The organism is Telluria sp. ZB4P34 (genome assembly GCF_059686055.1).
Genome location: NZ_JCASIF010000002.1, coordinates 307,274 through 330,110 on the forward strand (window position 1 = coordinate 307,274; position 22,837 = coordinate 330,110).

General features: G+C 67.4%; 19 protein-coding genes and 2 tRNA genes. 6 read left to right on the forward strand and 15 right to left on the reverse strand.

The genetic code is table 11. The annotated features are described in order from the left end of the window. Positions 1-73: 73 nt before the first annotated feature. A complete protein-coding gene (locus tag AC56KL_RS05890; RefSeq protein ID WP_497179221.1) occupies positions 74-1,324 on the forward strand; it encodes a PepSY-associated TM helix domain-containing protein in 1,251 nt (416 codons plus the stop codon). Positions 1,325-1,384: 60 nt separating this feature from the next. Here AC56KL_RS05890 and AC56KL_RS05895 read toward each other — a convergent pair whose 3' ends face one another. From AC56KL_RS05895 to AC56KL_RS05910, 4 genes are all read right to left on the reverse strand, one after another. Beyond that, positions 1,385-2,035 carry a hypothetical protein gene (locus tag AC56KL_RS05895; protein WP_497179222.1) on the reverse strand — a complete coding sequence of 217 codons (651 nt, stop codon included), beginning with the start codon at positions 2,033-2,035 and terminating at the stop codon, positions 1,385-1,387. Positions 2,036-2,044: 9 nt separating this feature from the next. Further along, positions 2,045-3,229, reverse strand: coding sequence for a zinc-dependent alcohol dehydrogenase (locus AC56KL_RS05900; protein WP_497179223.1), 1,185 nt, complete (start codon positions 3,227-3,229; stop codon positions 2,045-2,047). Between the two features lie 180 nt (positions 3,230-3,409). Then, positions 3,410-4,261 (reverse strand): KPN_02809 family neutral zinc metallopeptidase, encoded by an 852-nt coding sequence (gene ypfJ, locus AC56KL_RS05905; protein WP_497179224.1) that lies wholly within the window; start codon positions 4,259-4,261, stop codon positions 3,410-3,412. A gap of 28 nt (positions 4,262-4,289) precedes the next feature. Beyond that, positions 4,290-4,475, reverse strand: a complete 186-nt coding sequence (locus tag AC56KL_RS05910) for a hypothetical protein (protein WP_497179225.1) — start codon at positions 4,473-4,475, stop codon at positions 4,290-4,292. 178 nt (positions 4,476-4,653) lie between these two features. Between AC56KL_RS05910 and AC56KL_RS05915 the strand changes: the two genes are divergently transcribed. Then, the gene (locus tag AC56KL_RS05915) at positions 4,654-5,589 is read left to right on the forward strand and encodes a methyltransferase (protein WP_497179226.1); all 936 of its coding nucleotides are present in this window, start codon (positions 4,654-4,656) and stop codon (positions 5,587-5,589) included. Between the two features lie 13 nt (positions 5,590-5,602). Here the strand turns inward: AC56KL_RS05915 and AC56KL_RS05920 are convergent, their stop codons facing one another. Together AC56KL_RS05920 and AC56KL_RS05925 are read right to left on the reverse strand one after the other, a co-directional pair. After that, a complete protein-coding gene (locus AC56KL_RS05920) occupies positions 5,603-6,319 on the reverse strand; it encodes a YjjG family noncanonical pyrimidine nucleotidase (RefSeq protein WP_497179227.1) in 717 nt (238 codons plus the stop codon). Between the two features lie 145 nt (positions 6,320-6,464). Next, on the reverse strand, positions 6,465-9,569 hold the full coding sequence (locus AC56KL_RS05925) for a hypothetical protein (RefSeq protein ID WP_497179228.1): 3,105 nt from the start codon (positions 9,567-9,569) through the stop codon (positions 6,465-6,467). A 435-nt stretch (positions 9,570-10,004) separates the two neighbouring features. On the opposite strand from AC56KL_RS05925, the gene AC56KL_RS05930 reads away from it, so the two are divergent. Beyond that, complete coding sequence (locus AC56KL_RS05930) at positions 10,005-11,723, forward strand: methyl-accepting chemotaxis protein (RefSeq protein ID WP_497179229.1); 1,719 nt, start codon at positions 10,005-10,007, stop codon at positions 11,721-11,723. 266 nt (positions 11,724-11,989) lie between these two features. On the opposite strand, the gene AC56KL_RS05935 is transcribed toward AC56KL_RS05930, so the two are convergent. After that, entirely contained in the window at positions 11,990-13,438 is a 1,449-nt protein-coding gene (locus AC56KL_RS05935) for a glycoside hydrolase family 30 protein (protein WP_497179230.1), read from the reverse strand. 446 nt (positions 13,439-13,884) lie between these two features. Then, positions 13,885-13,974 (reverse strand) — tRNA-Ser (locus tag AC56KL_RS05940). 309 nt (positions 13,975-14,283) lie between these two features. Here AC56KL_RS05940 and AC56KL_RS05945 point away from each other — a divergent pair. Continuing rightward, positions 14,284-14,853 (forward strand): sigma-70 family RNA polymerase sigma factor, encoded by a 570-nt coding sequence (locus AC56KL_RS05945; protein WP_497179231.1) that lies wholly within the window; start codon positions 14,284-14,286, stop codon positions 14,851-14,853. Next, entirely contained in the window at positions 14,850-15,542 is a 693-nt protein-coding gene (locus AC56KL_RS05950) for an anti-sigma factor (protein WP_497179232.1), read from the forward strand. The genes AC56KL_RS05945 and AC56KL_RS05950 overlap by 4 nt, the downstream gene beginning before the upstream one ends. A gap of 36 nt (positions 15,543-15,578) precedes the next feature. On the opposite strand, the gene AC56KL_RS05955 is transcribed toward AC56KL_RS05950, so the two are convergent. From AC56KL_RS05955 to AC56KL_RS05975, 5 genes are all read right to left on the reverse strand, one after another. After that, complete coding sequence (locus tag AC56KL_RS05955) at positions 15,579-17,225, reverse strand: DUF4394 domain-containing protein (protein ID WP_497179233.1); 1,647 nt, start codon at positions 17,223-17,225, stop codon at positions 15,579-15,581. A gap of 408 nt (positions 17,226-17,633) precedes the next feature. Next, positions 17,634-17,723: transfer RNA gene (locus tag AC56KL_RS05960), tRNA-Ser, on the reverse strand. Between the two features lie 108 nt (positions 17,724-17,831). After that, positions 17,832-19,127 (reverse strand): serine--tRNA ligase, encoded by a 1,296-nt coding sequence (gene serS / locus AC56KL_RS05965; RefSeq protein WP_497179234.1) that lies wholly within the window; start codon positions 19,125-19,127, stop codon positions 17,832-17,834. 121 nt (positions 19,128-19,248) lie between these two features. Beyond that, positions 19,249-19,446, reverse strand: coding sequence for a hypothetical protein (locus AC56KL_RS05970; RefSeq protein ID WP_497179235.1), 198 nt, complete (start codon positions 19,444-19,446; stop codon positions 19,249-19,251). A 178-nt stretch (positions 19,447-19,624) separates the two neighbouring features. Beyond that, complete coding sequence (locus AC56KL_RS05975; RefSeq protein ID WP_497179236.1) at positions 19,625-20,158, reverse strand: hypothetical protein; 534 nt, start codon at positions 20,156-20,158, stop codon at positions 19,625-19,627. Between the two features lie 110 nt (positions 20,159-20,268). Here AC56KL_RS05975 and AC56KL_RS05980 point away from each other — a divergent pair, with 110 nt between their 5' ends. Further along, positions 20,269-20,625, forward strand: coding sequence for a winged helix-turn-helix domain-containing protein (locus tag AC56KL_RS05980; protein ID WP_497179237.1), 357 nt, complete (start codon positions 20,269-20,271; stop codon positions 20,623-20,625). A gap of 100 nt (positions 20,626-20,725) precedes the next feature. Here the strand turns inward: AC56KL_RS05980 and AC56KL_RS05985 are convergent, their stop codons facing one another. Together AC56KL_RS05985 and lolA are read right to left on the reverse strand one after the other, a co-directional pair. Continuing rightward, positions 20,726-22,036: a replication-associated recombination protein A gene (locus AC56KL_RS05985; protein WP_497179238.1), complete on the reverse strand. Its 1,311-nt coding sequence runs from the start codon at positions 22,034-22,036 to the stop codon at positions 20,726-20,728. A 79-nt stretch (positions 22,037-22,115) separates the two neighbouring features. Further along, positions 22,116-22,751, reverse strand: coding sequence for an outer membrane lipoprotein chaperone LolA (lolA, locus tag AC56KL_RS05990; RefSeq protein WP_497179239.1), 636 nt, complete (start codon positions 22,749-22,751; stop codon positions 22,116-22,118). Positions 22,752-22,837 lie beyond the last annotated feature (86 nt).

Sequence of the window (22,837 nt, forward strand, 5' to 3'; positions counted from 1 at the left end):
ACCGAAATGATAATCGTTATCATATGATCACGCAAGATCGAGAATCATTCTCATTTCGGTTATCATTCCGGGCATGAAACCGTTCATCCGCACCGTTCACCTCTGGGCCGGCCTGGTCTTCGGCACGATCCTGGTCTTGCAGGGCCTCACCGGCACCGTCATCGGCTGGCGCCACGAACTCGACGCCTGGCTCAATCCGGGCCTGCTGCAGGTGGCGCCGCCCGCTGGCGCGCTCCCCGGCGCCGCGGCGCGTCCTTCCCCGGCCCAGGTAGCGGAAGTGGCGGCCAGGCTGGCGAAGGACCCGGCCTACGGGCGTCCCGACACCCTGTTCCTGCCGGAAGTGCACGGGGACGTGTATGTCGCCTGGTACCGGCCGGAGAAGCCGGCATCGAGCTGGACGCAGGGGGTGACGCGCCAGGTCATGGTGGACCCGGCCAACCTGGCCGTGCTGGGCGAGCGCAACTGGGGCGAAGCGGGCCTGTCGCGGCCGCTCCTGATGCCCACCCTGTTCCACCTGCACCGCTACCTGATGGCGGGGGATGCGGGCAAGACCGTGATTGCCGTGCAGGGCGTGGCGCTGCTGCTGCTGTGCCTGACCGGCATCGTGGTGTGGTGGCCGACCATGACCCTGTCCGCCTTCTGGCATGCGATCTCGGTGCGGCGCGGCAGCAACTGGCCGAAGTTCAACTTCCAGCTGCACCGCGCGGCCGGCTTCTACACGGCGCCCGTGTTGCTGGTGCTGGCCTTTTCGGGGATCTATTTCAATGCGCCGGACTGGGTGACACCAGGCATCCGCGCCGTCGCGCCTCTGGCCAAGAACGAGAAAGCGGTGAACGCCAGCCCATCGGCGGCGCCGCGTATCGACGCGGGCGCGGCAATGCTTGCCGCGCAGGCGCGCTTCCCCGAAGGCCGGGTATCGCGCATCGGCATCCCGGCCAAGCCGGAACAGCCTTTCGAGGTACGGGTGCGCCAGCCGGGCGAGCTGCGCCATGGTCCGGGCGCCACGCGGATCAGCGTCGATGCCGGCAGCGGCGCGGTGCTGCGCGTCATCGATCCGCTGGCGGCGCGGGGCGGCGACTGGTTCGTCAGCACCCTGTATCCGCTGCATACCGGCGAAGCCTTCGGCACGGCCGGTCGCATCCTCGTCAGCGTCGTGGGCCTGACGCCCCTGCTGTTCTTCATCACCGGCCTGGTGGTGTGGATCAAGTTCCGCCGCAAGCCGGCCAGGCGCAAGGCGCCGGCCGGTCCGGCGACGGCTCGCCCCGGACCGGGCCTGGCGGAGACCGGCGCAGCCCCGGTCCTGAACGAATCACGCTACGGTTGATCACCGCCGCGTAGCGCTTGATCGCCGCCGCGTAGCGCTTGAAGGGCGCCGCGTAGCGGCTCAGCGGTAATGGCGCTTGCCGTAGCGGTCGCTGTCGTAGCGGCCGCCCGCATCGCGACCCTCGTCGCGGTCGCGGTTCTTGAGCAGGTACCAGGCGGCCCCGACGACAGCCGTCGTGATCAGGGCCTTCTTCGCCAGTCCCGCCGGGTTGTGCTTCAGCTCGGCCTTGATGCCCATCTCGCCCAGCACGTTCGGGACGCGCCCATGGGCCAGGTCGTCGGCAATGCCTTCGACCATGTTGACGCGGTCTGCCAGCAGCAGGAGCAGCCAGTGGCGCAGGTCGTTCTCGCTGGCCTTGAAGGCCATTCGCCGGATCATGCCGGACAGGCCCGAGGGCGGCTGCACGGTGCCGAAGACCTGCGTGATGCCCGGCCGTTCGCTCGACACCAGCACCTCCACCTTTTCCTCCTGTTGCTGCGGATCGCCGTCGGGCCGGTGGATGAAGCGCGGCGGCGTGCGTTCCATCGGCACGCCGGGACGGTTCTTGTGGTCGAGGTCGGCGCCCCAGCCCTGGATGTGCTGCAGTTCCTGGCGCGAAGGACGGCGCGGCGCAATGTGGCCCTGGCTCGGGTGCTGCTGCAGGTGGCCATGTCCGTGGTCGTGGCCGTGACCGTGGTGCTCGTGTTGTTTGATGTCGCTACGTGATTCCATGGTGGCTCCTCAATGCAGTGCGCTGGCCGACACCGCCTTGACCTGGTTGGCGTTCGGCGGGATCAGGATGGTCTTGATGCAGTTGTCGAGCTTGCCCGAGAAGATGTGATACGCATCCGACACTTCTTCCAGGGGCACGCGGTGGGTGATGATCTCCTTCGGATTCAGCCGCCCTTCGCGGATGTGCTCGATCAGGCGCGGCAGGTGGCGCCGCACGCTGGCCTGGTTCATGCGCATGGTCAGGCCCTTGTTCAGCGCATTGCCGATCGGGACCGCGTTGAAGGTCGGGCCATACACGCCGACGATCGACACGTTGCCGCCCTTGCGCACCGAGTTGATGCACCAGTGCAGCGCCGTGGCCGAGCCCGCCTGCACCATCAGGTAGCGGCCGGTCAGCGACTGCATGGCATTGCCGGAGGCCTCGCACCCGACCGCGTCGATGCAGACGTCGGCGCCCATCCAGTCGGTCATCTTCTTGATGTGCTCGGCCATGTCGCGCACTTCCTTGAAGTTGACCACCTCGCACTGGGCATAGCGCTTGACGAATTCGAGACGGTATTCGACGTGGTCGACCACGATCACGCGCCCCGCCCCCATCAGCCAGGCCGACTTGGCCGCGAAGATGCCGACCGGGCCGGCGCCGAACACGACCACCGTGTCGCCTTCCGCGATGTCCCCCATTTCCGCCGCCTGGTAGCCGGTCGGCACCGCGTCGGTGAGCAGCACGGCGTCGTCGTCGTGGATGTCGTCGGGGATGATCATCGGGCCGACATCGGCCATCGGCACGCGCACCAGCTCGGCCTGGCCGCCGTCGTAGCCGCCCGCGGTATGCGAGTAGCCATAGATGGACCCGACGGCGGTGGACTCCGCATTCATGTTGTGGCAATTGCCGTACAGTTCGCGGTCGCAGAAGAAGCAGGACCCGCAGAACACGTTGAACGGCACCAGCACCTTGTCGCCGACCTTCAGGTTCTGGACCCCGGAGCCGACCTCTTCCACCACGCCGATGAACTCGTGGCCGAAGGTGTGGCCGACGCGGGTGTCGGGCACCAGGCCATGGTACAGGTGCAGGTCCGAACCGCAGATGCAGGAACGGGTGACGCGCACGATGGCGTCGCCCGGGTGTTCGATGACGGGGTCGGGCTTGTGGTCGGCGCGGACGCGGTAGGGTCCGCGGTAGTTCATTGCCAGCATAACTCCTCCTCGGTAAAGGTCACGACAGTGTTCACGACGCCCGTCCGCTGGACGGGCAATGTGGAACACGTTATGTCAAAACGCTAAGGATTGCGATACGCGCACGGAAACGAACGGTCCCTATTTCCCCGCCGGGCGGCCTTGCAGCCTGCCCGCGGGGAATTGTCCTACAACGGACCTTTACAGCTGGCGCGCCTCGAAGGTATTGCACTGCTCGACGCTGCCGGTGTCGAGACCGCGCGTGAACCAGCGCGCCCGTTGCGCCGAGGTTCCGTGGGTAAACGAATCGGGCACCACCGTGCCCTGCGACTTGCGTTGCAGCGCGTCGTCGCCGATGGCGGCAGCCGCGGCCAGGGCCGCCTCGACGTCGCCCGCCTCGATCACCTGCTTGCGCTGGTTGGCCCACACGCCGGCAAAACAGTCGGCCTGCAGCTCGAGCCGCACCGACAGGCGGTTGCCCTCGGTTTCGGACATGCCGCGCTGTGCGTTGCGAACCTGTTCCGAGATGCCGAGCAGGGTCTGCACGTGGTGGCCGACCTCGTGCGCGATGACATAGGCCTGCGCGAACTCGCCGGCCACCTGGAAGCGCTGCTCCATCAGACGGAAGAATCCCAGGTCGATGTAGACCTGGCGGTCGGCCGGGCAATAGAAGGGGCCGGTGGCGCTGCTCCCGGTGCCGCAGGCGGTGGGGGTGGCGTTCTCGAACAGGACCAGCCGCGCCGGCTGGTATTGGGACCCCTGGGCCGCGAACAGCTTGGCCCAGGCATCCTCGGTCGAGCCCAGGGTCGCACGCACGAACTGGGTTTCGCGGTCGTTCGCGGGCGCGCCCTGGGGCGCCTGCGGCCCCTGCTGCACCGCCACCGGTCCGCCGCCGAGGAACACGCTCGGATCGATGCCGAACAGCGCGCTGCCGATCAGGGCGATGACCAGGGTCCCGATACCCACGGTCTTGCCGCCCAGCCCGAAGCCCCTGCCACCGCCGCCGCGGCGGTCTTCCACATTCGTACTCTGGCGTTCACCTTCCCATTTCATCGTGCGTCTCCTTATACGTTGCGGCGGCTCAGCGCCCGGGCGGGCGCCTGGGCGTGCCGGCATCGACACGCTCGCGCGCGTCCTTCAGGCGGAATTCCTCGTCCAGCGCGCCGAGGCCGGCGCGCGCCTCGTCATGCTGCGCGCGCTCGTGGCGCTCGCGTGCGATTTCGCGTTCCAGCCGGCCGGCCGGCCCCTCCTTGCCCCTGTCTGCCATTGCGTTCCCCCAATTGAACCAGCACCGTCGTTCATTTGCCTGCGACCGAGTATGGCGGTCCCGTGCGCACCGGACTGTTCGGGTATTCACATAGCGATGGCAGTTTCCAGTAGCCAAGCTGTGGATCTGCGTTAGGTGGCGCACAGCATCGCCGTCCGCGGCGTGCGACGCTTACAGCATGACAAGCCCCCATGCCAATGCCCTGCTCGCCGTCGGCCGCTACCTCCGCGACCAGGCCTACCGCTTCATCACGGTGACCCCGTCCACCCATCGCCGCATCAACCGCCGCCCGGGCAACGAGCGCGCCGGCGACCTGCGCGGCATCTTCGGCTGGAGCCGGCCCTTCGCGCCCGACGACGTGGCGCCGGAACTGCTGGCCCTGATGCGCGAGGCCGGCATCGTCGAGCAGGACGGCGGCCTGCTGCGGTCGACGCTGCGCGTCTCGACGCTGGGCGAATCGCTGGTGTTCCACTCGGCCTACCCGACCATTGATGACGATTCGGTGTTCTTCGGACCCGACACCTACCGCTTCGTCGGCACGATGGGGCGCGCCTTCTCCTGGCTGGGCGCGGGCCCGACCCGGGCGCTCGACATCGGCTGCGGCGGCGGCGCCGGCGCACTGGCGATCGCCCGCCACTTTCCGCATGCGGAGGTGATCGGCGCCGACATCAACACGCGTGCGCTGGCGCTCACCATGGTGAACGCCCGCCTGGCCGGGCTGGACAACCTGGCCGCCTGCCACAGCAACCTGTTCGACAGCCTCGAGGGCGACTTCGACCTGATCGTGTCGAACCCGCCCTACGTGCTCGACCCGAGCGAACTGCCCTATCGCCACGGCGGCGGCATGCGCGGCGCCGAGCTGTCGGTGCGGATCGTCCGGGAGAGCCTGGGACGGCTGCGCAAGGGCGGCAACCTGATGCTGTACACGGGCGTGGCGATCGCCGGCCCGACTGACGACTTCCTGGAAAGCGTACGCCCCGAGCTCGACGCCCAGTGCGACCACTGGAGCTACGAGGAGCTCGACCCGGATATCTTCGGCGGCCAGCTGGGCGAACCGGGCTACGAGGACGTGGAGCGGATCGCAGCCGTGTGGCTGCACGCGATCAAGCGCTAGGACGCGGCGACGCCTAGCTGGCAGCCGCAGGGGCGGGCGCGAGCGCAGCCAGCGCGGGGACGACCTCGTCCAGGCTGGCCGCTTCGCAACTCGGCAGGGCCGCCGTGTCGTTCGGCAGGCGGCCCGGATTGAACCAGCAGCTGTCGATGCCGAAGCGGTTGGCGCCGAGGATGTCGGCATCCAGGCGGTCGCCGACGATGACGGTCTCGGGTTTGGCAAAGCGGCGCGCCATGGCGGCGGCGTAGTCGAAGAAACGGCTGTCCGGCTTGGCATGGCCGCAGGCTTCCGAGGTCGCAACGAACGAGATGAAGCCGCCCAGCCCCGAGCTGGCGATGCGCCGGTGCTGGATGTGGTGCACGCCGTTGGTGATGATGCCGACCTCGCCGATGCCGGCCAGGGTCTGGCACAGCTGCCGCGCGCCGGCGACCAGCACCACCGTCTCGGACAGCGAATCGAGATACAGGCTGCTGGCCGCCTCCGCATCGAGGACGAGGCCATGGTTCCGGAAAGTGCGCCGGAAGCGCTCGACCTTCAGCACTTCCTTCGCCACCTCCCCTGCTTCGAAGCTGCGCCAGAGCGCCAGGTTGATCGCCTGGTAGTGCAGGAACAGCGCATCCAGGTCGCCCTGCAGGCCGAGTGCGCGCATGGTGCGCACGAAGGACAGCCGTTCGGAGGCCTTGAAGTCGAGCAGGGTGTCGTCCAGGTCGAAGAGGAACAGGCGGTGTTTCATTCCATTCGTGGGTTGGCCATGGTATTGCATCTTAGCATGCACAAAAAATGCGGCGCCGCCGAGCTGACCCGGCCGAACGGGAGTCCTGCCGGCCTCGCCGCGAACACCGCAACAAGGCCGGCTGAGGCCGGCTGAGCCCGATGGCTCAGTGCGCGTGACCGCCGCCCCCTTCGCATGCGTGCGGCTGCGCGCGGCACTGCGCCTTCCAGGCCGCCAGCGCCTCCTCCCGCGCCGCCAGTTGTCGCGGCGTGCGCGCCGGCGCCAGGATCTCGTCCTGCGTGATCACCCGGCCGTTCCTGACCACGAAGCGCACATCGGCCGCGGCGCGCAGGTCGAGCAGCGGGTCGCCGCCCACGGCGATCAGGTCGGCCAGCTTGCCCTGCTCGACCGTGCCCAGGTCCTTGCCGACCAGGGCGACGCGCGCCGCGTCGCGCGTGACGGAATACAGCGCCGCCAGATTGCCCTGCACCAGCGCCGCGCCGCGCATGTTCAGGTGCAGCGAGATGCCGGGCACCACCAGGGGCGAATCGGTGCCGTTGGCCACCAGCGCGCCGGCCGCGCGCACCTTGGCCTGCTGGGTGGCGTCGTTGATGATCGAGGCCAACTGGGTGGCGGTAGGCGGCTGCGCGTTCTGCAGTCCCGGCACGAAGTTGGGCGGCACCAGCACGAAACGCGGGTCGCTCACGATGTCCGGGTCCAGCCCGGCCAGCGCGCCGGCCGAGAACAGGGTGTCGATCAGGTGGAAGTCGCCCTTGCCGTACACGTCGGCCGCGTCCTGGTAGGTGATCGCGCGCACGAAGGACTTCGACCAGCCGTAGCCCATGCGCTGGGTGGCGGACAGGTGGGTGGTCCCACCCAGGCCGGTCGCCGCGCCCGGCTGCACCATGTGGGTGCCGCTCGGGATGCGCAGGTCGAGCGCTCCCTGTGCGATGCGCGCCATGACCGGGATCGGCGCCCGCACGTAGCTCTTCAGGAAGTCGACGTCGAAACGCTTGGCCTTGGCGATCTCGAGCTCGGCGATGCCCGGGGTGCGCAGGCTGCGCGCGAAGCTGTAGAACTGGCGGTTGCCCTCCCATAGCGGGGGCGACACGAACAGGCGCGGCCCGAGCAGCTTGCCGGCCTCGAGCGCCTCGCGCAGCTCGACGCTCTGGTGCAGCGGTCCGCCCACCGACTGCGCCGTGGTGATCCCGTAGGACAGCATCAGCTGGGCGATCTGGCCGAACTGGCCGCCCTGGTACAGCGTCAGCGGGTGCAGGTGGGTTTCGATCAGCCCAGGCATCACGGTCAGCCCGCTGGCGTCGACCACGCGCGCGCCGGCGGCATGCCCGGTGTGCGGCGCCACCGACACGATCCGGTTGCCCTCGACGACGATGTCGACGTCGTGGCGCAGGCTGGCGCCGACGCCGTCCCACAGCCTGCCGGCGTGGATCACGGTGCGGCCCTCGGGCACCGCCTGGCGCCAGTGCAGCCTGATGGGAATGTCGCGCCTGGCGCCGCCGTCCACGCGCACGGTGCGCACCCGCTCGGCCGATTTGTACAGGATGGTCTGCGAGTCGCCGCCCCAGGACGGCAGGTCGGCGACGTCCTCGTTCACCTGGCGCGCCGGGCCGGTAGGCGCGCCGGCGGCGTCGACGGGAATCACGTGCAGGCGCGAGTCCATGATGAACGCCACTTTCGTGCCGTCCGGAGAAAGCACGGCGGCGCCTTCGTCGCGCTCGGAGATCTGGCGCGGCGCCGGGGCCACGGCATGGAAGGCGCCGGTGCGCGTGGCCAGGTCGATCACGCGCAGCTTGTTGTAGCCCTCGCGGAAGCGGTTGTTGATCCGCTCGTTATCGACCAGCAGGATGCGCTGGCCGTCCGGCGTCCATTGCGGCGTGCTGACCTGGGTGCTGAGCGAAGGCAGGATCAGCTCGAAGCTGCCGGCGGCCCGGTTCCAGATCTCGAGCTGGCCCGACAGCGTGGTGTAGGCGATGCGGCCGCCGTCCGGCGACAGCCTGGGCGTGGCCATCGAGCGGCCGGGAATGGCGGCCAGCCGGGTGCGGGCGCCGGTCCCAAGCTCGACCTGGTCCACCGCCAGCTGCCCGGCGTTGTTGCGCTCGGACGAGAAGTACACCGCGCGCCCGTCCGCGGTCCACTGCGGGTTGAGGTCGCGGTCGGGATCGTTCGTCAGGCGCACGGGATCGTCGCCGATGCGCATGGTCCAGACGTCGTTCAGGGCCACGAAGGCGATGCTGCGCCCGTCCGGCGACAGGGCCGGGGCGCTGATGCCCAGCACCCGGCGCGGCTTGACGTTGTCGAACTCGCGGTCTTTCCCTTCGCGGATCGCCGGCCGGCGCAATCCGAGCTGGGCGCGGAACCCGATGTCGGCCGGGTTCGCGCCGGCCGCGTCGCGCACGCGGATGCGGCCGTCGGCGGTGTACAGGAAGCGCCCGTCCGGAAGGAAACGGACGGGGAACGGGAAGATGTCTTCGTTGCTGGTGACCACCGTTCCCCCCACGACCAGCTGGCGCGCCGCGTTCTGGTACACCAGCGCGCTGCCGTCAGGCAGCCAGGCCGGGGCGGCGCCGGACGCCACCACCGTCGGCGCGCCGCCCGCGAGCGGCGCGGTCACCACGTTGGCGCCATCGACATAGGCCAGGCGGGCCCCGTCCGGCGATACCACCGGGTGGCTCTCGGCCCCCGGGCCGGTGGTGAGCTGCACCGGTGCGCCGCCGCCGAGCGCCACGCGCCAGATCTTGTACTGGCCGTCGTTGCTGCGGTCGGACGAGAACACCAGGCCGCTGCCGTCGGGCAGCCAGGCCGGTTCGCGGTCGTCGTAGGGGCCGGTGGTGTGCTCGCGCAGGTCGCGCCCGTCCGGCCGGATCGTCCAGATATGGAAGTTCCCTTCCGGTGCGTAGTTCTGGAAGGCGATGCGCCTGCCGTCGGGTGACCACACGGGATGGGTCGGCTCGACCCGCCAGTCGGTGATGCGCCGGGCCTCCCCGCCCTCGCGCGGGATGATCCACAGGGCGCCCTGGGCGGAAAACACGACCTGCCTGCCGTCGGGCGACGGCGCCGCCGCCATGTTGGTGCCTTCGCGCAGTTCGACCGTGAGGTCGCGGGTCGGGCCGCGCAAGTTGTTGAGCTCGTCGACACGGCCGCCGCCCGCCCACTGGCATGCGGACAGCAGGGCGGCGCCGATGGCCAGTGCCAGAGCGCTGCAGTGAGGGGGGCAAGGGAGGCGCGGACTGCGCAGGGAGCGGGTACTCATGTTTCCTCCTGGATGGATTGCCAAAATTCACCGAGACGGTGCGTGGATGACAGATCGATCCTCGGCCGCGCATCTGACGAATGACTGACAGATGAGTTTGGCTGGAAAGGAAAAACCAACGAAGCGCAGCTGGTTTGCGGGCGGTCAAATTTGGGGAAGGAACTCAACGGATTGGCCACCAAGCACAGGCGTCGAAACGCAAAAAGCATCAGCTGAAAGCAGTCATGCCAGCTGCGCTGGAACCCAATGTAGGGCGAAGACAACAGTTGTGAATAAATTGTGGTGAGGAAATTAACTTTCTGTAGGAGCAATCCTACTCTGCAGTATGCTGGGCATAGAGCGACATCCGGCCCTGGAAACAGGGCCTGTAAGCGACGACATTTGACGCCTTGCAAGGCTTACGCGGGCATACTCAACGGGAATACAGGAGCAAACATGCAATGGATTAACAAGCTCAAGGTGGCGACCAGGCTGGTCGTCGCATTCGGCATGGTGCTGGCGCTCATGGGCGCACTCGGCATCTTTTCGGTCGTGCAGCTCGACCGGGTCAACGGGATCTCTACCGAGCTGGAAACCAACTGGTTGCCGAGCACCCGCGCCGCCGGCGACCTGAACACGGCGACCTCCGACTACCGCGGGGCCGAGCTGCAGCACGTGCTGTCGGTCGACGAAGCCGAGATGGTGAAATACGAAAAGGAACTTGCCAAGCTCGGCAGCGCGATCGACCAAGGCGTCGCGGTTTACGCCAGGCTGGTCGCGTCGCCGGAGGAGCAGCAGGCCTTCGACCGCTTCAAGTCGCACTGGACGGCCTACCTTGCCGAGCACAAGAAAGTGGTCGCCCTGTCGCGCGCCAGCCAGAACGATGAAGCGAAAGCCCTGGTGCGTGGCGAAGCCCAGAAGCTGTTCAATGAAGCGAGCGCCGACCTGGTCAAGCTGAGCGACCTGAACGAGGCTGGCGGCGTCGCCGCCAGCAAGAACGGGGACGCACTCTTCGACAGCGCGCGCACGGCGATCATCGGCCTGATGCTGGCAGCGGTCGCACTCGGGCTGGCCCTGGCGGTATACATCGCCCGCTCCCTGGTCAGGCAGTTGGGCGGCGAACCGGATGTCGCCATGGCGGTCGCCGGGCGCATTGCCGCCGGCGACCTGAGCGTCGATATCGCGCTGCGCGCCGGCGATGAGACCAGCATGATGGCTGCGATCAGGCGCATGCGCGACAGCCTGGCCCAGATCGTCGCCGAAGTGCGTACCGGCACCGACACGATCGCGACGGCGTCCAGCCAGATCGCAAGCGGCAATCTCGACCTGTCCCAGCGTACCGAAGAGCAGGCCAGCGCGCTCGAAGAGACGGCGTCGTCGATGGAAGAACTGACCTCGACCGTCAAGCAAAGCGCGGACAATGCGCGCCAGGCCAACTCGCTGGCCGTGTCGGCCTCCGAAGTGGCCAGCCGCGGCGGCGCGGTGGTCGCGCAGGTGGTGGACACGATGGGGGCGATCAACGATTCGTCGAAGAAGATTGCCGACATCATCGGCGTCATCGACGGCATCGCCTTCCAGACCAACATCCTTGCGCTCAACGCCGCCGTGGAAGCGGCGCGTGCGGGCGAACAGGGACGCGGCTTCGCGGTGGTCGCATCCGAAGTGCGCAACCTGGCGCAGCGCTCGGCGGCGGCAGCGAAAGAGATCAAGGTGCTGATCGGCGATTCGGTCGGGAAGGTGGAGGCCGGCGGCAAGCTGGTCGGCCAGGCAGGCGCCACGATGAACGAGATCGTCGACAGCGTCCAGCGCGTGACCGACATCATGGCCGAGATCATGTCTGCGGCGCAGGAGCAGACCGCAGGTATCGAGCAGATCAACGAAGCGGTCAGCCAGATGGACCAGGTGACCCAGCAGAATGCGGCGCTGGTCGAGGAAGCCGCGGCGGCCTCGCAATCGATGCAGGAGCAGTCGGCGCACCTGGCGCAGGTGGTCAGCGTGTTCCGGCTGACGGAAACGCCTGCCCGCGTTCCGGCCAGGCAGGCTGCAGGCGGCGTACGCCTTGCGGTCGCCGCGCCCGTACGTCCGCAGCCCGCAGCCGGCTCCGCGAAACGGAAAACGCCGCCGGCAAAGCAGCCTGCCGAGGCGGATGCGGCGCAGGAGTGGGAAGCCTTCTAGTCTTCGCCCCCACGCAAGGCGACACCGCCGGCGCGGCCGCGGCATCGAAAACAAAAGAGCCCCGCCGGGGCTCTCATGCCGTTCAGATAAAGGTAGGGTGGCCGGGTTTCCCGGCCGCGCGTTCAACTCAAATATGCTCCGCCACAGAGCATCTGTAAGCTGAACGCGCGGTCGGCAGAGCCGACCACCCTACATTTTTACGCTAACTGAACAGCATTGCCGCCGGGGCTCATTCCTTTTTTTTCGCAGCGCGACCGGCAGGCCTGCTAGCACAAAACGGTCTGGATCGCATGCGCCGGGATGTCGACCGTGACTTCCTTGCGGTCCACGATCAGGCGGTACTTCTGCGCCTGGCCGGTCTGGTTCATCACCACGATCGCCAGGCTGCCATCGGTATTGCGGAAGGCGGTCGTTGCGAGACTGCTGCGGCTGCTCGCCGCGCTGATGCGACGTGCGCCCGGCCTGATGTAGCGCGTGAAGTGGCCCAGGTAGGCGAAGCTCGGCGTGTAAACCAGCTCGCCCTCGTCGCTCGCGTGCAGCGGCGCGAAGCAGAAGTTGCCCACGTGGTTCGGGCCACCGCGGCTGTCGAGCAGCATGTTCCAGTCGATCCAGCCGACCGCACCGGCGTTCAGGTCGGCGATGATCTCGCCGCCGTAGCGTTCCCCGTTGGCCCAGTGCTGCAGCCGGGCCGGGTCGAATTTTTCGACCGTGGCCTCGGTGAGGAGCAGGTTCACGTCCGGAAAGGCCTGGTGGACGGCCGCCACGTTGGCGTGCATCGGTGCGCCCTTGGTCCAGGTCTCGTACCAGTGGAAGCCCACGCCCCAGACGTAGGGACGTGCCTTCGGGTCCGACAGGATATGGGCCGCCCGCTGGGGCAGCAGATCGCGGTTGTGGTCCCAGACCACGATCTTCTTGTCGCCCAGGCCGGCCTTCTTCAAGGCGGGGCCGAGGAAGTCCCCCAGGAAGCGGGTTTCTTCCTCGGCGCTGTAGATCATCGATTCCCAGCGCTGGGTCGCCATCGGTTCGTTCTGCACCGACAGGCCCCAGATCGGGATACCCGCCTTTTCATACGCCTGCACGAATTTCACGTAGTACTGCGCCCACAGCGCACGGTCGCCCGGATTCAGGCTGCCGCCGCGTAGCATGTTGTTGTTGGTCTTCATCCAGGCCGGGGCACTCCAGGGACTGGCGAACACGCGCAACCGGGCGCCGCCGGCCTTGCTCGCCGCCAGCGCCTGGCGCAGCAGAGGCACGCGGTATTGCATGTCGTGTTCGATGCTGAACGAGTCCAGTGTGCGGTCGCCGTCCCGCACGTAGGTATAGCTGCCGCTGCTGAAGTCGGAGCTGTGGATCGTGGTGCGGACCACGGTGTAGCCCAGGCCCTGGCGCGGGTCGAAATAGGCGGACAGGAATTCCTTTTGCGCAGCCGGCTTCAGCTTCACGTAGACCTCGGCCACGGCGTCGGTGATGGCGCCTCCGAACCCGAACACCTCCTGGTAGCGCTGCCGGCTGTCGACGAACACGGCGGTCTCGGTCTCCAGCGGCTGGCCGGATGGGGCCGGTTCCGGCAGCGCCTGCGCGGCGAAAGGCGTGGTCCCTCCCTTGGCGGTGGTCACGACCTGCCATCCGCCGGCGGCCCGTGCGCCGTGTCCCATCAGGGCCGGCGCCAGGCCGGCGGCGCACAGCAACTGGAGGGCTTGTCGTCTCGTTCTCATGTGTTCTCCGTGGAAATCGGGTTGGAAACGTTACCAATGGTAGTTGGGCAATATAACATCGGGGTTTTGGGGGTGTCAAAGGATGACGGAGGGGTGGCGGCTGGAGTGGAGACGTGGGCAGCTACGAGCAAGGCCCGGTCGAGGGCCCTGTTCGCGGTGGGATTCGCCCACCTCCGGCGTGGGCGCGGTGCGCCCACCCCTCGCGCGAGTACGCGCGAGGATTCGCATCCCGGACGGGAGCTTCGGCAGGAGCAGTGGTGACGCGGGTAGTTGCGAACAGGGCCCCTTCGAGGGGCCCTGTTCGCGGTGGGATTCGCCCACCTGCGGCGGGCCGCCCTCGCGCGAGTACGCGCGAGGCTTCGAATCCCACGCGCAAGGCCCTCAGGGCCTTGCTCCTCTCCCCCAAGAAATTGAAAAGGGCCCCGGTGGGGCCCTTTTCAATTTCTTGGCGGAGAGGGTGGGATTCGAACCCACGGTACGGTCACCCGTACGCCTGATTTCGAGTCAGGTACATTCGACCACTCTGCCACCTCTCCTGAATCGGTGCTGCGTGGTCGCGTAAGCGAGGCCGCATTATAGCGGCTGTGTGGCACTTGTGGAAGCTCAAACTGTCCAGTTACCGATCCGCACCCCACCGACACTTATTGCAGTGAAATTAAATTTCACAATAGCAGTCAAAAGGGAATAATATTTCACGCACCCTGCCCCAGGACACGGTGTGATGCTGCCAGCGCGACCCGCCTCTGCAACGCATCGGCCCGCCGCCATTCAAGAACGCGCGCTCGATCACGCCGCTTATGCCTTATTATTGAAGCAACAATACAAACAGACTAAGCGATGACCACATGGCATCCCGCATGACTGCGGCCAGCGAATTCGACTACGAAGCGGCATTGGCCGCCTGCGCACGCGGCGAGCAGGCGGCGCTGCGCCGTATCTATGACCTGGACGGCAGCCGGCTGCTGGGCCTGGCGCTGCGCATCGTGCGCCATCGCCAGCTGGCGGAAGACGTGCTGCACGACGCCTTCCTGAACATCTGGACCCGCGCCGCCAGCTTCGATCCGGCGCGCGGCGCAGGACGCGGGTGGATCTACAGCGTGGTGCGCAACCAGGCGCTCAGCCTGGTGCGCAGCGGGGAGCGCGAACTCGCCGTCGACGGCGATCTGCTGGATGAACTAGCCGACGGCAATGCGCAGCTCGCGGGCGCCGACGACGCCTTTGCCCTGCGCCAGGACATCGGCCGCCTGCACGACTGCCTGGTTGGACTCGACGCCGCCAAGCGCACCAGCATCCTGTACGCCTACATCGACGGCTGCTCGCACAGCGAGATCGCGCAGCGCCTGCAATCCCCCCTCGGCACCGTGAAGGCCTGGATCAAGCGCGGCCTGAGCGCCTTGCGGGAGTGCATGGGATGACGGCGCCATCACCCCGCGATCCGCACGAACTGGCCGGCGAATACGTGCTCGGTACGCTGCCGTATGCCGAGCGCCGCGCGCTGGAAGGCGCCCTGGCCGATGACCCGGCCCTGCGCGACGCCGTCGCCGCATGGGAAGCGCGCTTGCTGCCGCTCACGGCACTGGTCGAACCGGAAGCCCCTTCGCCGCGGTTGTGGCCCCGGATCGAAGCCTCGCTGGCGGCCCGCGTCCGCCCTGCCCCTGCGCAGCCGGGCTGGTGGGACCGGCTCGGCCTGTGGCGCGGCCTGGCCGCGGCCGGCTTCGCGTCCGCCTTCGCGATGGCCGTCATCACGCTGCAACCGCAGGCGCCGGCGCCGCGCTACACGGTCGTGCTGGCGGCGCCGCAGACCATGTCGCCCGGCTGGGTGCTGCAGTCGGAACAGGACGGCAGGCTGCGCCTGGTGCCCCTGCGCGCCACCGAGCTGCCCCCGGCGCGCGCGCTGCAACTGTGGACCAAGGCCGACGGCTGGACCGGCCCGGTCTCGCTCGGCCTGGTCGAGCCGGGCAAGGCGGTCGACGTGCCGCTGCGCGGCCTGCCGCCGCTGCAGCCGAACCAGCTGTTCGAGATCACCCTCGAGCCGCCGGCCGGCTCGCCGATCGGCCGTCCGACCGGCCCGATCCTCTTCATCGGACGGGCCGTCCGCATCTGACGCCGTTCCGGCCCGCGCCGGAACGGCCTTCCCCCCTTAGCGCAGCGAGATCGCGATGTCGCGCAGGCCGAGTCCGCTGCCGGCCACCGACAGCGCCGGGTTGGCGGTGCCGCCGGCCAGGGTCGCCGCGCCGGTCGCCAGGTCGACCCGGTACAGCGAGGACGGACCGCCAGCCGTGGTGCGCAGCGCGGCCATGGCGATGCCGTTGGCCCCGCCGCCGATGTCGAAGCCGACGTCGCCCGCCGCGGCCACGCCCAACGGTCCCACATTGGCCAGCACGCCGTCGTTCGGCGGATTCTGCAGCGCCAGGCTGTCGCTCTCGACATCGATGTCGAACAGCTGGGTGCTGGCCGCGTTCGGGATGCTGTTGGTGTAGGCGGCCGCCGTGACCATCGGCATGGCGCCGGCGCGGTTGATGCTGCCGTCGGTTGTGGTGGCGCCGGTATCGACGTTGATCCGCAGGCTCTGGCCGGTGTTGCTGATCACGCGCAGGCGGTCCGCCAGCGGGTTGAAGTCCACCGCGAACATGGTGCCCGCCATGCCGGCGTAGGGCTGGGTGGTGTCTGCCGGATCCGCGGCCAGGGTGGCCTTGGGCGTGACGATGCCGCTGACGGCGTCGATGGTCAGGATGCGCCCGGTCGAGCTCAGGCCGTACAGCATGCCGTCGCGTGGACGCAGGTCGATGCCCACCAGGGTCTCGTTGGCGTTCAGTCCGACCAGCGCCACGTCGGCGGTCAGCACGTTCGGGGTAGTGGGACGGAAGGCCACGATGCGGTTGGCGTCGGTCAGGCCGAACACCACCGGCGTCGGCGACGTGCGCACCGCCAGGCCGCGCACGTCCTCGCTCAGCGCCAGCGCTCCGGCCGAGGTGGCCGCGCTCGCGGTGGCGGACAGGCTGATCGTGTACAGGGTGCGCACGCCGCCCGCGCTGGCGACGGCGTAGCCCAGGTTGGTGTTGGCGTCGATGTCGAAACCGTTCACCGCACCGACGTCGACGCCCAGCGCCACCGGCGTGGCCAGGGTGCCGTTGTTGGGCGGGTTCTGCACGTACAGGGTGTCGGTGGCACTGTCCAGCGCATACAGGGTGGTGCTGCCCGTGCCGGTGAAGGAATTGGTGTAGGCCGACCCGGTGACCGCCGTATTGGCGGCGCCGCCGTTGATGGCGCCGTCGGTGGTGGTGGCGCCGGTGTCGACGTTGATACGCAGGCTCTGGCCGGTATTGCTCACCACGCGCAGGCGGTCGGCCGCCGGGTTGAAGTCGACGCCGAAGTCGGCGCCGCTCAGGGCGGTGTAAGGCATGGTGGTGTCGGTGGCGTCGGCGGCGAGGGTCGCCTTGAGCGTGGCGGCGCCGGTTTCCGGATTCAGGGTGTAGATGCGGCCGCTGCTGCCGACGCCGTACAGCTGGCCGTCGGCGGGGCGGTAATCGATGCCGACCAGCTGCTCGTTTGCCTGCAGGCCGGTGACGGCCACCGAGGTGCGGGCGCTTCCGGGCGTGGCGCGGTTGAAGGATACGAGGCGGTTGGCGGAGGTGAGGACGACCAGGTCGCCGGCGCTCACGGGGGTAGGTGGCGGGGTGGTGCTCGGCGGGGGCAGTGTCGTATTGTCGCCGCTGCTGCCGCAGGCGGCAAGGGCGGCGCCGAGGGCGAGGGTGAGGAGGAGCCTGGTGGGGGTACGGTCGTTCATGGTCGCGTCCTTTCGAGTGGTGAATGGAGATTGCATCCGGGTTGCAGGGTTCCGGCTTGGGTTGCTGAAACGAAGCGGATACAGGCTCTACGCAGGACGCAGGGGTTTGGATGCAGGTTTGGCAAAATATTTTTTTGACAGCTGCGCTCGTGGGTATTGCAGGAGCAGTGCGGTGGAGTATTGCAAGAGTCGTGCGGTGGGTGCTGCAAGAGCAGTGTTAGCGCATGCAGTTGCGAACAGGGCCCCTTCGAGGGGCCCTGTTCGCGGGTGGGATTCGCCCACCTGCGGCGGGCCGCCCTCGCGCGAGTACGCGCGAGGCTTCGAATCCCACGCGCAAGGCCCGCAGGGGCCTTGCTCCTCTCCGCCAAGAAATTGAAAAGGGCCCCAGTGGGGCCCTTTTCAATTTCTTGGCGGAGAGGGTGGGATTCGAACCCACGGTACGGTCACCCGTACGCCTGATTTCGAGTCAGGTACATTCGACCACTCTGCCACCTCTCCTGAATCGGTGCTGCGGTCGCTCGTAAGCGAGAGCACGCATTATAGCCACGCTCTTGCAAAAACGGAAGAGCAAATTCAGCTGAAACGAAAAACTTGCCCGGGCCGTCTTCAGGCAGCCGGAACCAGGCGCTCCAGCCCACCCATGTAGGGGCGCAGCACTTCCGGAATGATCACGCTGCCGTCCGCCTGCTGGTAGTTCTCCAGCACGGCCACCAGGGTGCGGCCCACGGCCAGGCCGGAGCCGTTCAGGGTGTGCAGCAGTTCCGGCTTGCCGGCGGCGTTGCGGAAGCGGGCGCCCATGCGGCGGGCCTGGAAGGCTTCGCAGTTCGACAGCGACGAGATCTCGCGGTAGGTGTTCTGCGCCGGCAGCCACACCTCCAGGTCGTAGGTCTTGGCGGCCGAGAAACCCATGTCGCCGGTACACAGGGACATGACGCGGTACGGCAGGCCCAGCGAGGTCAGGATGAATTCGGCCTGGCCGACCATCTCTTCCAGCGCCGCATACGACTGTTCCGGGTGCACCACCTGGACCAGCTCTACCTTGTCGAACTGGTGCTGGCGGATCATGCCGCGGGTGTCGCGGCCGTAGCTGCCGGCTTCCGAGCGGAAGCACGGGGTGTGCGCGGTCATCTTGAGCGGCAGCTGGTCCAGCGCCACGATCTCGTCGCGCACCACGTTGGTGAGCGAGACTTCCGAGGTCGGGATCAGGTAGAAGTGCTCGCCCTCGCCTTCCGCGCCGCCCTTCTTCACCGAGAACAGGTCGGCTTCGAACTTCGGCAGCTGGCCGGTGCCGCGCAGCGAGTCGGCGTTGACCATGTACGGGGTGTAGCACTCGGTATAGCCGTGCTTTGCCGTGTGGGTGTCGAGCATGTACTGGGCCAGCGCACGGTGCAGGCGCGCCATGCCGCCCTTCATCATCGAGAAGCGCGAACCGGTCAGCTTGGTGGCGGTGTCGAAGTCCAGGCCCAGCTGTTCGCCGATGTCGACGTGATCCTTCACGGCGAATTCGAAGCTGCGCGGCGCCCCCACCTTGCGCACTTCGACGTTGCCCGATTCGTCGGCGCCTTGCGGGGTGCTGTCGTGCGGCAGGTTCGGCACCGCTTCCATGAAGCGCGCCATCTTCGCCTGCACGTCGGCGAGAAGCCCTTCGTTGGCTTTCAGCTCGTCGCCCAGGCCGGCCACTTCCGCCATCACGCTGGAGGTGTCTTCACCCTTGCCCTTCATCATGCCGATCTGTTTGGACAGCGAATTGCGCTTGCCCTGCAGTTCCTCGGTGCGCGTCTGGATCGCCTTGCGCTCCGCTTCGAGGGCGTTGAAGCCGGCCACGTCGAGCTGGAACTTGCGGGTCGCCAGGCGCGCGGCGACGGTGTCGATGTCTTTGCGGAGAAATTGGATGTCAATCATGTCGGGTTGGGCTTGCGTGTGTCGAAAACACAATTGTACCAAGCCGAAGGACATTCTCAGCGAGTTTCGGCAACGGGATCAATCACCGTCCACCGGGGCGTCTCGCCGGCTCTTCCCTGCATTACTTCAGGCCGGCTTTTTCGGCAACGCTCAGGCGCGGGGCCTTGACGACCACGACGTGGACGGTCGAATCGATCAGGGTGGCGGTCTCCTGCTGCGCCACCTCGACCGGACGGGCGCCGGCGGTGGAATAGCTCGCGATCAGGCCCAGTGCGGCGGCGGCGAGGAAGACGGCTTCGAAGTTTTTACGGATGTTCATGGTGTGCTCCTTGGGGTTCGATGTGATTCGGTATGATTGAACTTTACCGATCGCACCGCGCCATCGCCATCGACTTGCGATGAAGCGCACGAAACACGGGACAGAATGCGCAAAGTGCGGACCGGCCGCACGAAGCCGGCAGTTGGCCGGGGATTGGGCGACGAAGGAAGCAGCAGCCTCAGCGCCGGCGCAGCGACAGCGCCAGCTTCGCGCTGTACAGCACGATGCAGGTGCCGACGAAATCCCCGCTGGCCATCACCAGGAAGCCTTCCAGCAGGCCCTCGCGCTGGCCCTGCAGCGCGAACCAGATGTGGTGCAGCGCCGGGCTGGCGATCGAGAACGCAAGGGCGCAGCCGAGCAGGCGCCACGGGCCGAGTCCGGCCAGCGAACTGCCGATGCGTCCGGCGACCAGGATGCGGTAGGTCAGGTAGGGCGCAAGCGCCGCGACGATGCCGCCGGCGAAGGCACGGATCGGGTCGTCGGGGAAGAAGTAGCAGAAGCTGATCAGCCAGGACGCGAACAGGATGCCCAGCGCGCCCGCTTCGGCGAACAACAGCGTGCACAGCAGGCGCACGCCGGCCGGCAGGTAGACCCAGCTGATGCCCCGGGCGAACTCGAAACGGGCGAACAGGAGTTCGTTGAGACCAATCGCGGCGAGAAACAGGACCGCGGTCCCTGCGCCCATGGCGAACTTTAACTGCTTATCGGACATGACCTGAGGCGCGAGGTAGGTTAAGCTTTGCTTCTGTAGCGAAATATTATATCAGCGTATGTTATACCTCGAACAACTTAGGTCCCTGCCCGCCTCTTTGGAGGCCGCACATGGGTAAACCGACCCGCCCCGCGGACCTCTACCTGCGCTTCCTGAACCTGGTGGATGCGTTGCGCGCCCTGCCTGCACTGCCGCCGCTCGACCCGCTCGAGGAACGGATCCTGGCCGTGGTGGGCCGCGCCCGGCAGTCGGAGGAGCGCCTGTCCGTGCGCGACCTGATGTCCCAGGAGAAGCTGGGCGCGCCTGCAACCATCCACACCCGCATCAAGTCGATGCGCAGCAAGGGCTGGCTGGTGCTGGCAGATACCGAGGACAACCGCCGCAAGCAGGTCGACCTGACGCCGGCGGCGCTCGCCTATTTCGATGAGCTGTCCGGCCTGATGCTCAAGGCCGCAAAGGAAGGCTGAGAACGCCCAATAAAACCTCCATGGCTGCGTCGTACCGTCTCGCCGTACAGGCGTACTGTCTTCGACGGCACTCCTTGCCATGGAGGTTTTCTCGGACGCTCTAGGCCTCGTTCCCGTTGGCATCAATGTCGAGGCCGCGCAGGAAGGCCAGCTTTTCCGCAATCTTCGATTCCACCCCGCGCGGCACCGGCTGGTACCAGCCCGGCTCAGGCATCCCGTCCGGCAGATAGGTTTCGCCCGCCGCATACGCATGCGGCTCGTCGTGGGCATAGCGATAGGCGTGGCCGTAGCCGAGTTCCTTCATCAGCCTGGTCGGCGCATTGCGCAGGTGGACCGGGACCTCGCGCGACTTGTCCTTCTTGACAAAAGCCATCGCTGCGTTGAAGGCGTTGTAGCCGGCATTGCTCTTGGCCGCGATCGCCAGGTAGACGACCGCCTGGCCCAGCGCCAGCTCGCCTTCGGGCGAACCGAGGCGTTCATAGGTGGTCGCGGCGTCGTTGGCGATCTGCAGCGCGCGCGGGTCGGCCAGGCCGATGTCTTCCCAGGCCATGCGCACGATCCGGCGCGACAGGTACTTGGCGTCGGCGCCGCCGTCCAGCATGCGGCACAGCCAGTACAGCGCGGCGTCCGGATGCGAGCCGCGCACCGACTTGTGCAGGGCCGAGATCTGGTCGTAGAAATTATCGCCGCCCTTGTCGAAACGGCGCGCGTTGAGGGTCAGCGCGTTCTCGACAAATTCCTTGGTGATGGTCGTGACGCCCGAGGTCTCGGCGGACGTCTTGGTCTGCTCCAGCAGGTTGAGGAAGCGGCGCGCATCGCCGTCCGCATAGCCCACCAGGGTGTCGACCGCGACCTCGTCAAACGTCAGCTGCTGCAGCACCCGCTCCTGCGCGCGTTTCAACAACTGGCGCATCTCGTCGTCGGAGAGCGCCTTGAGTACGTAGACCTGCGAGCGCGACAGGAGCGCCGAGTTGACCTCGAAGGAAGGATTCTCGGTGGTGGCGCCGATCAGGGTCACCAGGCCCGACTCCACGAAGGGCAGCAAGGCATCCTGCTGCGACTTGTTGAAGCGGTGGATCTCGTCGATGAACAGGATCGTGTGCTTGCCCTGCTGCAGGTAGTGCTCGGCCTGTTCGACGGCGGCGCGGATGTCCTTCACGCCCGAGAGCACCGCCGACAGCGCGATGAACTCGCAGTCGAAGGCATAGGCGGTCAGGCGCGCCAGCGTGGTCTTGCCCACGCCGGGCGGCCCCCACAGGATCATCGAGTGCGGCTTGCCCGACTTGAACACCAGGTTCAGCGGCTTGCCGGGCCCCAGCAGGTGGCTCTGGCCGATGACATCGTCGATGGTGCGCGGGCGCAGCGCTTCGGCCAGCGGTGGCGAAGGTTCGGTTTTGAAAAGGTCGTCCATGCGCCAAGTGTAAACGATGGGCGCGCCGGCGGGAGGCGCTGCAGGGCTGCGCGCAAACGCGCGCCCCGCAGCCGACGGCTTACTGGCTGACCACGTCGGCGCCCTTCGGCACGTCGAACTTGAACTGCTGGGCGCCGAGGGCCGGATTGCGCTGGAAGTTGGTGAATTTCAGGACCGATACCTGGCCGAACCCGTCCTTCAGTTCCATCGCCACCGGCACCCCGCCCTTCAGGCCGATGCCGATCTGCGCGAAGCTGGTGTCCTTGGTCTTGGGCACGGCGGTCAGCCATTCGGCGCCGTCGCGCTCGCCCGCCTCCGTGAGGGTGAAGTTCTTTTCCAGCTCGTTGCTGCCGAACAGGATGGCGGCCGGCGAGGAGCCCAGCGCGTTGCCCAGCTTGCGGGTGGTGACCTGGTTCAGGTCCTTGTCGTAGATGTACAGGGTCTCGCCGTCGGCCTGCAGCAGCTGCTCGTAGGGTTTCTGGTAGGTCCAGATGAACTTGCCCGGACGGGCGAACACGAAGCTGCCGCTCGAGACCGGGGCCACCTTGCCGTTCTTCGACTTGCCAAGCTGCTGCTGGGTGAATTCGCCCTTGGCGGACTTGGTGGTGGCCACAAAAGTCTTGAACTGGTCGAGGGCGGCGGCGCTCGCGGCGCCGGAAGCGGCCAGCGCGGCGGTTGCGATGAGTGCAGCAAATCGGTAAGTCGTGAATTTCATGTGAATTCCTCTTGTTGTGGTCCGCCACCGTGCGTTGAACGCGTGGGCGGGAGACCCGCCCACCCTACGAAAAGCGCTACGCAGCG